This window comes from Niveispirillum lacus, from assembly GCF_002251795.1.
GTDB lineage: Bacteria > Pseudomonadota > Alphaproteobacteria > Azospirillales > Azospirillaceae > Niveispirillum > Niveispirillum lacus.
Genome location: NZ_NOXU01000019.1, coordinates 59,533 through 72,183, shown reverse-complemented (window position 1 = coordinate 72,183; position 12,651 = coordinate 59,533). Strand labels below are relative to the sequence as shown.

At 62.8% G+C, this 12,651-nt stretch carries 10 protein-coding genes; 3 read left to right on the top strand and 7 right to left on the bottom strand.

The genetic code is table 11. The features are described from left to right. Positions 1 to 132 precede the first annotated feature (132 nt). The 4 genes from CHU95_RS02955 to CHU95_RS02940 form a co-directional block, all read right to left on the bottom strand. A complete protein-coding gene (locus CHU95_RS02955; RefSeq protein WP_094453584.1) occupies positions 133 to 789 on the bottom strand; it encodes an OmpW/AlkL family protein in 657 nt (218 codons plus the stop codon). A gap of 272 nt (positions 790 to 1,061) precedes the next feature. Then, entirely contained in the window at positions 1,062 to 1,385 is a 324-nt protein-coding gene (locus CHU95_RS02950; RefSeq protein WP_094453582.1) for a hypothetical protein, read from the bottom strand. 166 nt (positions 1,386 to 1,551) lie between these two features. Continuing rightward, on the bottom strand, positions 1,552 to 2,061 hold the full coding sequence (locus tag CHU95_RS02945; protein ID WP_094453580.1) for a nitrogen regulation protein NR(II): 510 nt from the start codon (positions 2,059 to 2,061) through the stop codon (positions 1,552 to 1,554). After that, positions 2,051 to 2,671, bottom strand: a complete 621-nt coding sequence (locus CHU95_RS02940) for a response regulator (protein ID WP_094453578.1) — start codon at positions 2,669 to 2,671, stop codon at positions 2,051 to 2,053. Before CHU95_RS02940 ends, CHU95_RS02945 begins: the two co-directional genes overlap by 11 nt. A 518-nt stretch (positions 2,672 to 3,189) precedes the next feature. Between CHU95_RS02940 and rho the strand changes: the two genes are divergently transcribed. From rho to CHU95_RS02925, 3 genes are all read left to right on the top strand, one after another. Further along, positions 3,190 to 4,458: a transcription termination factor Rho gene (gene rho / locus CHU95_RS02935; protein ID WP_094453654.1), complete on the top strand. Its 1,269-nt coding sequence runs from the start codon at positions 3,190 to 3,192 to the stop codon at positions 4,456 to 4,458. A 452-nt stretch (positions 4,459 to 4,910) separates the two neighbouring features. Continuing rightward, positions 4,911 to 5,114, top strand: a complete 204-nt coding sequence (locus tag CHU95_RS02930; protein WP_094453576.1) for a hypothetical protein — start codon at positions 4,911 to 4,913, stop codon at positions 5,112 to 5,114. Between the two features lie 102 nt (positions 5,115 to 5,216). Then, positions 5,217 to 7,016 carry a M3 family oligoendopeptidase gene (locus CHU95_RS02925; RefSeq protein ID WP_094453574.1) on the top strand — a complete coding sequence of 600 codons (1,800 nt, stop codon included), beginning with the start codon at positions 5,217 to 5,219 and terminating at the stop codon, positions 7,014 to 7,016. A gap of 47 nt (positions 7,017 to 7,063) precedes the next feature. On the opposite strand, the gene CHU95_RS02920 is transcribed toward CHU95_RS02925, so the two are convergent. The 3 genes from CHU95_RS02920 to gyrB form a co-directional block, all read right to left on the bottom strand. Beyond that, the gene (locus CHU95_RS02920; protein WP_245837834.1) at positions 7,064 to 8,758 is read right to left on the bottom strand and encodes a thiamine pyrophosphate-binding protein; all 1,695 of its coding nucleotides are present in this window, start codon (positions 8,756 to 8,758) and stop codon (positions 7,064 to 7,066) included. 126 nt (positions 8,759 to 8,884) lie between these two features. After that, positions 8,885 to 9,979, bottom strand: coding sequence for a potassium channel family protein (locus CHU95_RS02915; protein ID WP_094453572.1), 1,095 nt, complete (start codon positions 9,977 to 9,979; stop codon positions 8,885 to 8,887). Positions 9,980 to 10,070: 91 nt separating this feature from the next. Further along, on the bottom strand, positions 10,071 to 12,620 hold the full coding sequence (gene gyrB, locus CHU95_RS02910) for a DNA topoisomerase (ATP-hydrolyzing) subunit B (RefSeq protein ID WP_207762351.1): 2,550 nt from the start codon (positions 12,618 to 12,620) through the stop codon (positions 10,071 to 10,073). Positions 12,621 to 12,651 lie beyond the last annotated feature (31 nt).

Here is a 12,651-nt window from a genome sequence, read left to right as displayed (position 1 = left end):
GCCGCTCCGGAAAGGGTCCGGGGGCGGCCACGTTGGAAAGGGGCTTATGTACCCCCGGACAGTGCCCGAGGCCAAGCCCCTTCCCGACATGGCCGCCCCCGGTTGAGGGAGACAGCAAATGCCAGCGCCCGATCAGAAGCGGTAGCCGACACCGACGCCAAAGATCCACGGATCGATATCGACCTTGGCATTGACCGGGCTGGCCAGACCGGCATTAACCTGCACATCCGTGTCCAGCCACAGCTTCTTGACGTCGAAATTCAGCGACCATTTATCGTTCAGTTCGACATCCACGCCCGCCTGCGCCGCCAGACCGAAGGCATTGTCATAATCGATACCCCGGGCCGCACCCGGATCGTCGCCGTAGAAAATCGTATAATTCACACCGGCGCCAACATAGGGGCTGACCTTGCCCTTGGGATTGAGGTGATATTGCAGCGTCACGGTCGGCGGCAGCAGCCAGACATCACCCAGATCGACCGACGCGCCCAGCGGCGACCCCTTGGCGGCAACATGGTGCTGCGCCGTCGCCAGGATCAGTTCAGCCGCCAGATTGTCGGTGAAGAAATAGCTGAAATCCAGCTCCGGCACGGTCGCGGTGTCGACGGCGGCCTTGCCCGCGATCGCGGCAGTGCCCAGCTTCAGATTGCTGCTTTCGTCCGGCTTTACATGGATGATGCGGCCACGAACCAGCAGATCACCAGCCGCCTTTTCGGCCTGGGCCGGTACAGCAACGGCGGCACCAATCGTCAACGCGGCGGCAAGCGCCGGAACAGCGAATTTCTTCATGGGAAAGGCTCCTATATCGTGTGCCGGGCGAATATTTCTCTCGGCTTCTGGACGCTGATTTCATGCGTCGTTTACAGGATTGACTTATAGGATACCGGATTGATTGCTTCCCTGACGTGGATCAATTCAACGCCGGGTCGCTGCCGCAATATTCGAATGGCTGATTTGCTGTTGCTGCGCAACACCCGCCTTTTCCGGTGGCAATCGCCCATGAAAAAGGGCCGCACCGATCCTGTCGGGCGGCCCTATGTCAGGGACAGGGGAAATCTGCGTCAGGAACCGCTCTTTTCCGTCGGTGCGGCATCGGCCGCACGGCGTGTGCGCTGCCATGCATCCAGGGTGCGGCGCAGATTAGCGGCCGCTTCGCGTTGCAGGGCCGTACGACCCGCCGCTGGACTGTTGAACGCGCTTTCCAGTTCCTCCTGCTCGGCCAGACAGGCCTCATAGGAAAGAAGGGCGGTCCGATCACGGTCGATCTTGTCGGCCTGCCCGGTTTGAATGCCGCCATCAATGCGGGGCAGGGTGCAGGTGCCTGCAACAGCGGGCCCGGTCAACCACAGGAGGGTGACCAGGGCAAACAGGAATTTCACGGACATGCGGACACCCGCCAGAGGCTAGGAACAGGAAACGTAGAGGTGGCCTTACCGGCCATTATGCAGGATCAGAATCGCATGAAATAACGGGGTGCGACAGCACCGAAATGATGCCAAAAGCATAGGGGGACTGGGGGTTACTCTCCACGGCGCAACGGCCGGCGTCAGGTCAACGGGCCGCGCGCAGGGCCAGCGCCAGGGTCGCCGCACGGTCGTCGACGCGACGCGCTATGATGGAAAGGCCGGCGGCCGCTTCGATCAGTCCGGCATGGTCGGCGGGTCCCGGTTGATCGGCCAGCAACACATCCCACGCGCCGGGCGCCTTGCGCAGCACTTGCACGGCGCGGCCCGGCGTGGGCACCAGCGTCACCTCACACCCATAAGTGTCCAGTTCCAGGATCAGAGAGTCGGCATCAGACGCCGCCGACACCATCAGCACACGCACCGCAGCGGCACGTGGCGAGGAGGGGATACGTTCGGCCAGGGCCATGGCCTGGCGCCCCGCATCCTGAATCCGGCGGGCAAAATCGCGTTGCGGCCCCTCGGGCAGGTCCGACTCCAGGAATGACGCAAAGCCCAGCAGGGCGTTCAGGGCATTGACCAGATCATGGCGCAAGCCGCGCGGCAGGCCATGGCCATCCTTGTCATCCCCGATCCCCGTGGTTTGATCAGCGGGCAAGACCCAACTCCACGGCGCGCATGGCGGCTTGAGTACGGTTCTTGGCCCCCAGCTTGCGGCACAGCCCCCGGATATGCAGCTTGACCGTAACCTCTTCCAGGTCCAGCGCCCGGGCGATTTCTTTGTTCGACTGGCCTTTCAGCAGGAAATCCAGCACTTCCCGCTCCCGCCGTGTGAAGGTGCTGTTCAGCGCATTGCCATCAGTCGCCATTGCGCTTTCCGGCAGATTGTCGGGCATGAAGGTTTCGCCCGCAGCCATGCGCTGGACTGCCTGCAAAAGCACAGTACCCGGCAGGGTCTTGGGCAGGAAACCCACAGCGCCATGCGCCATGGCCAGCCTGATATCCTCGTTCTTGGCTTCACCCGACATAAGGGCGATCTTCAGCGACGGATAGCGTTCGCGCAACCGCACCAGCCCGTTAAGGCCATTCATGCCCGGCATCCGCAGATCCAGCAGCAGGATATCGAACGGCTGCCCATCATCCAGCACTTTCAGGGCTTCACTGACGGTTCCGACACCTTGCACGAAAGTCCCTGGGGCCTCCCGCTCGAAATGCGAGCGCAGGGCGTCCCGCAGCAGGTCATGGTCGTCGGCGATAAGCAGGCGCATGTTTTTTGCCCAGGGTAATCGTTAACCAGTCGTATATTACAGCAACGCGCGATTGCGCATAGTCCCCTGTTAGAGAGATCGTGGCAAACGGCGCCGATATTTCTGCTCTCCCCGGATGCGACCGCTTGGCACGGGTAACCTGCTCTTTTGTTTTGACTTGGGGGGGGCGCTGGGCTAACCATGCAATCAGGTGAAAGGTGATGCCGTTCGCCGGGGTGTCCTGGTACATCCCGCCTTGATCCGGTAGCCGCGTGGCTTACCGTGTCATGCCTGACGATTGCTGGTTTGTCGGATCAGCTTCGCCTGCGGCCATCGCCGGGATCGGTCTCCCCGGCCAGTCTGCCACCGCCCCTTCCCCCCTGATCAGGTCAGTCCACCGCGAAGTTCTGCACCTTCGGCCGCTTCCCGATTCTCCATCCGGACAGTTGGTCGTGATCCCGCCCCATTCGGGGCGCATCCTCGGGGGCATCGTCGCCCTTCCCCGCAACCGGCCCATGGCCGACCGACAGCCAGATCCAATGAATCTCCAGGAACTCAAGGCCAAAACCCCCGCCGAGCTGCTCGCCTTTGCTGAAGAGCTGCAGATCGAGAATGCCGGCACCCTGCGCAAGCAGGACATGATGTTCGCCATCCTGAAGCAGTTGGCCGACAATGACGTGCCGATCTATGGCGAAGGCGTGCTGGAGGTGCTGCCCGACGGGTTCGGCTTCCTGCGCTCACCCGAAGCCAACTATCTGCCCGGCCCCGACGATATCTATATCTCCCCGTCCCAGGTGAAGCGCTTCGGCCTGCGCACCGGCGACACGGTGGAAGGCCAGATCCGGGCGCCCAAGGATGGGGAGCGTTACTTCGCCCTTCTGAAGGTCAACACGATCAATTTTGATCATCCGGACAAGGTGCGCCACCGCATCAATTTCGACAATCTGACCCCGCTTTACCCGGATGAACGGCTGAAGCTGGAGGTGGAGGTCGATAATTCCGGCAAGGGCCGCAAGGACATGACGACTCGCGTCATCGACCTTGTCGCCCCCCTGGGCAAGGGCCAGCGCGCCCTGATTGTGGCGCCGCCGCGCACCGGTAAGACGGTGATGCTGCAGAACATCGCCCATTCCATCGCCACCAACCACCCGGAAGTCTATCTGATCGTCCTGCTGATCGACGAGCGCCCGGAAGAAGTGACCGACATGGCCCGCTCCGTGCGGGGCGAGGTCGTGTCCTCCACCTTCGACGAACCGGCCACCCGCCATGTGCAGGTGACGGAGATGGTCCTGGAAAAGGCCAAGCGTCTGGTGGAACATAAGCGCGACGTCGTCATCCTGCTGGACAGCATCACCCGCCTGGGCCGCGCCTATAACACCGTTGTTCCCTCGTCGGGCAAGGTGCTGACCGGTGGTGTGGATGCCAACGCCCTGCAGCGGCCCAAGCGCTTCTTCGGTGCCGCCCGCAATATCGAGGAAGGTGGCTCGCTGACCATCATTGCGACCGCCCTGATCGACACGGGCAGCCGCATGGATGAAGTGATCTTCGAAGAGTTCAAGGGCACGGGTAACAGCGAAATCGTCCTGGATCGCAAGCTGTCCGACAAGCGCATCTTCCCGGCTCTCGACATTCAGAAGTCGGGTACCCGCAAGGAAGACCTGCTGGTCGACAAGGGGGCGATGGCCAAGATGTGGATTCTGCGCCGTATCCTGAACCCGATGGGGCCCCAGGACGCCGTCGAATTCCTGGTCGACAAGCTGAAACAGTCGAAGACCAACAACGATTTCTTCGACAGCATGAACCAGTAAGGGGCGCTGCCCCCGTTTGGGAAAGGCCGCCACCGGGCAACCGGGGCGGCCTTTTTTATGGGCGGGGGGAAACGGTGACGCCCGCATCTGCTGACTTCCGCCGGTTCCTCTGCTATCATTGATCAATCAACAGCCAACCTGTGTTCGCACCAATTCGGAGCCACCGGCTTTCGGAGGGCGAGACCTCGTGTCTCCTGAAACAGACCGCTGTTTTGTGTTGCACCATGTTGCATGGACCGCGACAGACAGAGGCGAGGCCTGCCCTCTACCCGACGCCATAGACCATTTTATAGGCCCGGTGACCGCCATCACGGCGGGTGGCCGCGCAAATGGATAGGGTGGCTGAAATTGATCATCTCGCCATTGAAATGTCACGGAACCGGCGCATGATCTCATTGTTGCCTCGTGGAACCGCTTACGCAGGCCCCCTAGGCCCGGTCAGGAGGACGCCCATGGAAAACAAAGACTTGATGCTTGATGATACCCTGCACGGCGAGGCCAGCCTGGGTGATCTTTTGTCTGATCCGATTGCGGTGCTGCTGATGAACCGCGATGGTGTCGCCGCGGAGGATGTGTTGCACATCGTTCGCGTCACGGCCGGGCGCATTGCCAGCAATGATTGCGGGCGGGCCGCCAAAACCATCTCCGCTGCCTGATTTTTGCGGACCCGAACCGGCGGCAGCGGGGTCGGTCCGATTGAACTGCCGCCGCCTCCATGCCATATGCAATCGACGTGATTGCAATGCCGGAGGGGTATCGTGCCCGACAGCCTGAACCATGCCGATCTGGGCGAACTGCCTGCCTGGGACCTTTCCGACCTGTATGCCGGTCCCGATTGCCCCTTGCTGGCGGCTGATCTGGCCACGGCTGAGGGTGAAGCCGCCGCCTTCGCCAACCGCTATCAGGGCAAGCTGGCAGGGTTGAGCGGGGCCGAACTGGCCCAGGCCATCGCCGAATATGAAAAGCTGGATGAGGTTCTGTCGAAGGTCATGTCCTTCGCGGGGCTGCTCTATGCGTCCAACATGGCCGATCCCAATATCGGGCGGTTCTATCAGGGGATGAGTGAGCGGGTGACGGGCATTTCCGTCCATCTGCTGTTCTTCACGCTGGAGATCAACCGGGTCGAGGATCGTGACCTGGAGATCAAGCTGGACAACCCGGAACTCGCCGCCTACCGCCCCTTCCTGCGCGATACCCGCATTTTCCGCCCGCATCAGTTGGCCGACGATCTGGAAAAGCTGCTGCATGAGAAATATGTCGCGGGCCGCGCCTCCTGGACGCGGCTGTTCGACGAACATCTGGCCGACCTGCGCTTCTCCATCCGGGGCGAGGAACTGACCTCGGCCCAGGCGCTCAACCTGCTCTCCTCTACCGATCCGGCCGTGCGCAGGGAGGCCGCCCAGGTGCTGGGGGAGGTGCTGGGCAAGAACCAGCGCACCTTCGCCCACATCATGAACACCCTGATCAAGGATAAGGAGATCGAGGATCGTTGGCGCCATTATGCCAACCCCTGGTCGGCCCGCAATCTGGCCAATCAGGTGGAGGATGAGGTGGTGGACGCGCTGCTCAGCGCGGTGCGGACCGCCTATCCCCGCCTGTCGCACCGTTATTACGCGCTGAAGGCCAAATGGTTCGGGCAGGACAAGCTGGATTATTGGGACCGCAACGCCCCGCTGCCCGGTGACGATGACCGCAAAATTCCGTGGGCGGAGGCCAAGCGTATCGTCCATGACGCCTATGCTCGGTTCAGCCCGCGCATGGCCGAAATCGGTCAGCAATTCTTCGACAATCCCTGGATCGACGTGCCGCCGCGTCCCGGCAAGAATCCCGGTGCCTTCGCCCATCCCGTGGTGCCGTCAGCCCACCCCTACCTGCTGCTGAACTATATGGGCCGCACCCGCGATGTGATGACCCTGGCCCACGAGCTGGGCCATGGGGTGCATCAATATCTGTGCCGCGAACAGGGGCATTTGCAGGCGTCGACCCCGCTGACACTGGCCGAAACCGCATCGGTATTCGGGGAGATGCTGACCTTCCGCGGCCTGCTGGACGCCACCACCGACCCGAAGACGCGCAAGGCGCTGCTGGCCGGCAAGGTGGAGGATATGATCAACACCGTTGTCCGCCAGATCGCCTTTTACCAGTTCGAGCGGCGGCTGCACACCGAACGGCGCGACGGCGAACTGTCGGCCGAACGGATCGCCGATATCTGGATGGAAGTGCAGACCGAAAGCCTGGGACCGGCCTTCCGCTGGGAAGACAGCTACCGGCCCTATTGGACCTATATCGGCCACTTTGTCCACTCACCCTTCTATGTCTATGCCTATGCCTTCGGCGACTGTCTGGTGAACAGTCTCTATGCCGCCTATCAGGAGGCGGCGTCCAAGGGCCAGGGGGCCGCGTTCGCCGACAAATACATGCAAATGCTGTCGGCGGCCGGCACGCTGCACCATACCGATCTGCTGGCTCCGTTCGGCCTGAACCTGAAGGACCCGTCCTTCTGGGACAAAGGTCTGGGCCTGCTGGACAGCTTTATCACCGAATTGGAAGGGCTCTAACCACCCAAGCCTGAGGCCAGCGACCGCTGGCCTCAGGGGACGGGCGGTCAGGTCCCGGCAAGGGCCTTGGACCGGATACCGGACAGGGTGCTGGTCGGCGTGATGGCTTCCGGGTCCAAGCGAACATGGACCAGGGCGGGACGGCCACTGGCAAGGGCAGCATCGAACGCCGCCTGGAATTCCCCTGCCTTTTCAACGGTGAAGCCGGCACCGCCATAGGCGCGGGCCAGGGCCGCAAAGTCGGGGCTGTACAGTTCCGTGCCCAGTACACGGCCCGGAAACTCCCGCTCCTGATGCATGCGGATGGTGCCATACATGCCATTGTCGATGACGACGGCAACAATGGCAGCCCCATGCTGAACGGCTGTGGCAAATTCCTGACCATGCATCAGGAAGCAACCATCACCGGCCAATGCCACGACGGTGCGATCTGGTTGGTGCAGCTTGGCCCCTATGGCGGCGGGTAACCCGTACCCCATGGACCCGCTGGTCGGTGCCAATTGGGTGCCAAAGGCCTGGTAGCGGTGGAACCGGTGCAGCCAGATGGCATAGTTACCGGCCCCGTTGCACATTACCGCCTCTGGCGGTAAGGCGCGCAGGGCCTCTACCACTTCCGCCATCTGCACTGGGCCTGGGTTGGGCGGAACCGTGTCGGTCCAGGCGCGATAGGCGGCACGCGCTGCCTCCCGCCATCCTGCGCGGGTCGCCGGGACAGAATGGGATAGAACGGACAGAGACGCGCTGACAAAGGCGCGCGGGCTGGCCTGGATGGACAGTTCCGCCTGATAGACGCGGCCCAGTTCTTCGGCACCGGGATGCACATGGACAAGAGGCACGCCGGGATTGGGAATGCCCAGCAACTCGTAACCTTGTGAGGGAACCTCGCCCAGGGTGCCGCCCAGCAGCAGGACCAGATCAGCCTGCTTCACACGGGCCAGCAAGGCCGGATTGGCGCCAAAGCCCAGATCCCCGGCATAGCTTTCACTAAAGGCGTTCACCAGCATCTGGCGGCGGAACTCCACAGCCAGCGGGATCTGGTGCGCCTCGGCAAAGGCGGTAAAGGCAGCGGTCGTCTCCGCATTCCAGCCACTGCCGCCCAGGATGGCGAGGGGCCGTTCAGCAACCCGCAGACGCCGCGCCAGATCGGCGAGGGCCGCCGGGTCGGGGAAGGCATCAGTGACGGGGGCGACGGCGGCATCGGCCATATCGGCCAGTTCGGTCAGCATATCCTCCGGCAGGGCGATGACCACGGGGCCGGGCCGCCCCTGACAGGCAACGCGGAAGGCGCGGGAGACCAGTTCCGGGATGCGGGCGGGATTGTCGATCTCAAAGGCCCATTTGCACATGCTGCCAAAGACGGCGCTGTAATCCACCTCCTGGAATGCCCCGCGCTGGCGCATGTCGCGCGCCACCTGCCCCACGAACAGGATCATCGGCGTGGCATCCTGCTGGGCTATATGGATGCCGGCAGAGGCGTTGGTGGCGCCTGGACCGCGCGTGACAAAACAGATGCCGGGCCGGCCTGTCAGCTTGCCCTGCGCCTCTGCCATGATCGCGGCGCCCCCCTCCTGCCGGCAGGTGATGAAACGGATGCCGCTGTCATGCAGGGCATCCAGAACCGGCAGATAGCTCTCCCCCGGCACCCCGAACACCATCTTCACGCCCTGCGCCTCCAGGGCCGCGACCAGCAGGCGCGCACCGGTGCGGGCGGTGGGGGAGGTAGTGGCGGCAGGCATGGTCATGGCGTCAGTCCCTTGATCAATGGTTGCCGCGATTTTGCCGGGAAGCAGTGCCGGATTGAAGTGGTGGATCGGACGAAATGCAGCTTGGGCGTCTGCTGTTCGCCGGAAATAGCCGGCAGTTCGCCGTCAGAGGGCCAGCGCCTGCACCGTATCGCGGGTGGCATTGACCTGCCGGTCATCGCCCACGATCAGGAACAGGGCTTTGGCACGGATGGATCGGCCCACGGGGTTGGCCAGGACAGCGCCCGTGTCGGCGCAGAGATAGCCGATGGGGGTGCCGATGCCGGCCCCGGCGATACGGGTCAGCAGGTCCAGCCAGGTTCCCTCCCAGACGCGGGGCAGGTCGACGCGGCGGCACTCATCGCCCTCCGCCGTGAAAAGCTGTTCGATCAGCGCTTCCGATCCGGGGCTGACAATGGCACGGGCCGCCACCTCGGGATAGCCGTGCATGACGCGGATGGGTTGGGCGGCACCAAGCCGGGCCAGACGGTCATGGTCGCCGACATCCACGCATTCGGCGATGATCGAGGTCTTCTGCCCCGCTTCCCGCAGGCGCAGGACGGTGTCCAGCACGCGGGCCGTCGCCTCCCGGTCGGTTTCGGAGCTGGAAAAGACCAGCGATGTGCGCGCCCGGTCAGGGGCGGCATGGGTCAGGGCCGTGGCATCGGCGGCACTACCTGTGACATGCACCACCCCCCGATCGGCCAGCGCCGCCGGTAGACGGGTCGCTTCGAACGCACGGGTCAGCAACAGGATAGGCGCATCGCGCCAATCCTCATGCGCGCGGACCTGATCGACCAGACGGCAAAGATGCTGAACTGCGTCACCGCTGGGTTCACCGATCAACAGCAGATGGTTTGTCAATTTCCACCCCCAGGTCCCGTTGGCCTTGCGTTCTTGGCTGTCCGTGCGCCAGTCGACCAGGGCCGACACCAGACTGGCCACCACAAAAATGCCGCCGACATACATAAAACCGACCGTCGCCAGTCGCCCGGCATCGGTCTTGGCGAAAAGATCGCCATAGCCGACCGTGACGATGGTCGTGGCCGTCAGCCACAGCGCATCACGCAGCGCCATCCCCTCGAGCACCATCATGGCGATGACATGGGCCGTGCACACACCCATCACCCATAGCGCCAGCGTGCCCAGACGCCGACCCAGCGTCACGTCACGCAAGCGCGACCGGGGGGAGCGGAACCAGCGGTACAGCAGGGACAGCATCGTCGCTCAGGTGCAATGGGGGCTGGAGACGGGTGGCGGACGGGAAAACATCAGAGGCGCGGGGGTGGGTTAAGTCACCCCCGTTCCCCCCTCACACGTCCAGGTTCGCGACCTTGAGCGCGTTTTCCTGGATAAAGGCGCGACGGGGTTCGACCACGTCGCCCATCAGGGTGCTGAACACATCTTCTGCATCGTCGGCATGGTTGACCTTGACCTGCAAAAGGGTGCGCACATTGGGGTCCAGCGTGGTTTCCCAAAGCTGATCCGGGTTCATTTCACCCAGCCCCTTATAGCGCTGGATGGTCAGGCCATGACGACCCTGGTCGATGACCCCTTCGAACAGGGAAGACGGTCCGGTGACATGGCGCAGATCCTTCACCCGATGACGCAGGGTTCCGGCCACAGTATAGGTCGCCGACAGATGGTCAAACATGGCATCGAGCCGCCGCGCTTCCACACTTTTCAGCAGGTCGGCATCCAGGACATGGCGGTGGGTCACACCCCGACGGGTCCGAGACAGAACCAGTCCATCCTGGTCCGCCGTGCCCTGCCAACCGCCAATGGCGGCGGGGGTCGCATCCACGGCCATGGCATCACCGGCAGCCATCGCACGGTCACGCGCCAGAACATTCAGCCTGTCCGCAATGACAGCGGCCAGTTCAGCGGCACGCGACGTATCGTCCAGCAGTTTGGAGGACAGGGCACCGATGATAGCGGCCTGTTCAACCACATCGCGGTTGCCGGCCTTACGGGCCAGCGCCTGGATGGCAGCCTTGGCGGCGCGCGCCTGTTCGACCAGGCCGCGTAGATCATCACCCCCCTTGGCGGAACCGTCGGCCGTCACCAGGAACACATCGTCTGTCCCCTGGTTGATCAGGTAATCCTCAAGTGCGCGGTCATCCTTCAGGTACCGCTCCTTCGCCGTACCGCGCTTCACACGGTACAACGGCGGCTGCGCGATGTAGAGATAGCCCTTCTCGATGATTTCCGGCATCTGCCGATAGAAGAAGGTCAGCAACAGGGTACGGATATGGGCGCCATCAACGTCGGCGTCCGTCATGATGATGATTTTATGATACCGCGCCTTTTCGATGTTGAACTCGTCGCGGCCAATGCCAGTGCCCAGAGCAGCAATCAGAGTGCCAATCTCGGCAGAAGACAGCATCTTGTCAAAGCGCGCGCGCTCCACATTCAGGATCTTGCCACGCAGGGGCAGGATGGCCTGGTTCTGCCGCGAACGGCCCTGCTTGGCGGAACCACCGGCCGAATCGCCCTCAACGATGAACAGTTCAGACAGTGCCGGGTCGCGTTCCTGACAATCGGCGAGCTTGCCGGGCAGGCTGGCCATGTCCAGCGCACCCTTGCGACGGGTCAGTTCGCGGGCCTTGCGGGCAGCCTCCCGTGCGGCAGCAGCTTCGACAACCTTGCCGACGATTTTCCGGGCATCGGCGGGATGTTCCTCGAACCAGGTCGAGAGCGCATCCGCACAAATCGCCTCGACCACGGGGCGCACTTCGGACGAGACCAGCTTGTCTTTGGTCTGACTGGAGAATTTCGGGTCCGGCACCTTAACGGAGATGATGCAGGTCAAGCCTTCGCGCATGTCATCACCCGACAGCGCGACCTTTTCCTTCTTCAGGATGCCGCTTTCTTCTGCGTATTTATTGACCGTGCGGGTCAGGGCGGCGCGGAACCCTGCGAGATGGGTGCCGCCATCGCGCTGTGGGATGTTGTTGGTAAAGCACAGCGTCGTTTCATGATAGCTGTCGTTCCACTGCAACGACACTTCCACACCGATGGCCACCCCCATTTCGGAGTTGCGCTCGCCCTTGGCGTAGATGCCAGGCTTGTGCAGTGGTGTCTTGGATCGGTCAAGATAGGCCACGAAGGCTTCCAGCCCGCCTTCATAGTACAGTTCAACACTCTTCGGCTCGACCCCACGAGCGTCAGTGAAGATGATCAGCACCCCGGAGTTCAGGAAGGCCAGTTCGCGCAGCCGGTGTTCCAAGGTCTGGAAATCAAACTCGGTCTTGGTGAACGTGGCCTTGGACGGCAGAAAGGAAACCTCCGTCCCGGTCAGAGGCTGACCCGCCCGCTTGCCTTCGGCGACAATCGGTGCAGGGCCGACATCGACCAGCGGCGCAACAGCATCGCCATGGGAGAAGCGCATTTCCCATACCCTGCCCTGGCGCCAGATGCGCAGGTCAAGAATCTCCGACAGGGCGTTCACCACCGAGACGCCCACGCCATGAAGGCCGCCCGATACCTTATAGCTGTTCTGGTCGAATTTGCCGCCGGCATGGAGTTGGGTCATGATGACCTCTGCCGCCGAGACCCCTTCTTCCTGGTGGATATCCACCGGGATACCGCGGCCATTATCCCGAACGGTCACCGAACCGTCAGCATTCAGGCGCACATCCACCCGATCGGCATGCCCCGCAAGCGCCTCGTCAATGGCGTTATCCACCACCTCATACACCATATGGTGCAGGCCGGAACCGTCATCGGTATCGCCGATATACATGCCCGGGCGTTTGCGGACAGCGTCCAGGCCCTTCAGCACCTTGATGGAACTGGCCCCATATTCCTCTGCTGCGGCGGAAACGGACGGGGCGGCGGATTGGATGTGATCGGTATTCATCATGGTATCGTGAGTGTATCAGAAAGCGGCG

Bases quoted from the DNA above. Each gene is read 5' to 3' on its own strand.
- CHU95_RS02930 (WP_094453576.1), top strand. From the start codon at position 4,911: ATGGAAAACAAAGACTTGATGCTTGATGATACCCTGCACGGCGAGGCC.
- rho (WP_094453654.1), top strand. From the start codon at position 3,190: ATGAATCTCCAGGAACTCAAGGCCAAAACCCCCGCCGAGCTGCTCGCC.
- CHU95_RS02955 (WP_094453584.1), bottom strand. From the start codon at position 789: ATGAAGAAATTCGCTGTTCCGGCGCTTGCCGCCGCGTTGACGATTGGT.
- CHU95_RS02950 (WP_094453582.1), bottom strand. From the start codon at position 1,385: ATGTCCGTGAAATTCCTGTTTGCCCTGGTCACCCTCCTGTGGTTGACC.
- CHU95_RS02940 (WP_094453578.1), bottom strand. From the start codon at position 2,671: ATGCGCCTGCTTATCGCCGACGACCATGACCTGCTGCGGGACGCCCTG.
- CHU95_RS02915 (WP_094453572.1), bottom strand. From the start codon at position 9,979: ATGCTGTCCCTGCTGTACCGCTGGTTCCGCTCCCCCCGGTCGCGCTTG.
- CHU95_RS02920 (WP_245837834.1), bottom strand. From the start codon at position 8,758: ATGACCATGCCTGCCGCCACTACCTCCCCCACCGCCCGCACCGGTGCG.
- gyrB (WP_207762351.1), bottom strand. From the start codon at position 12,620: ATGAATACCGATCACATCCAATCCGCCGCCCCGTCCGTTTCCGCCGCA.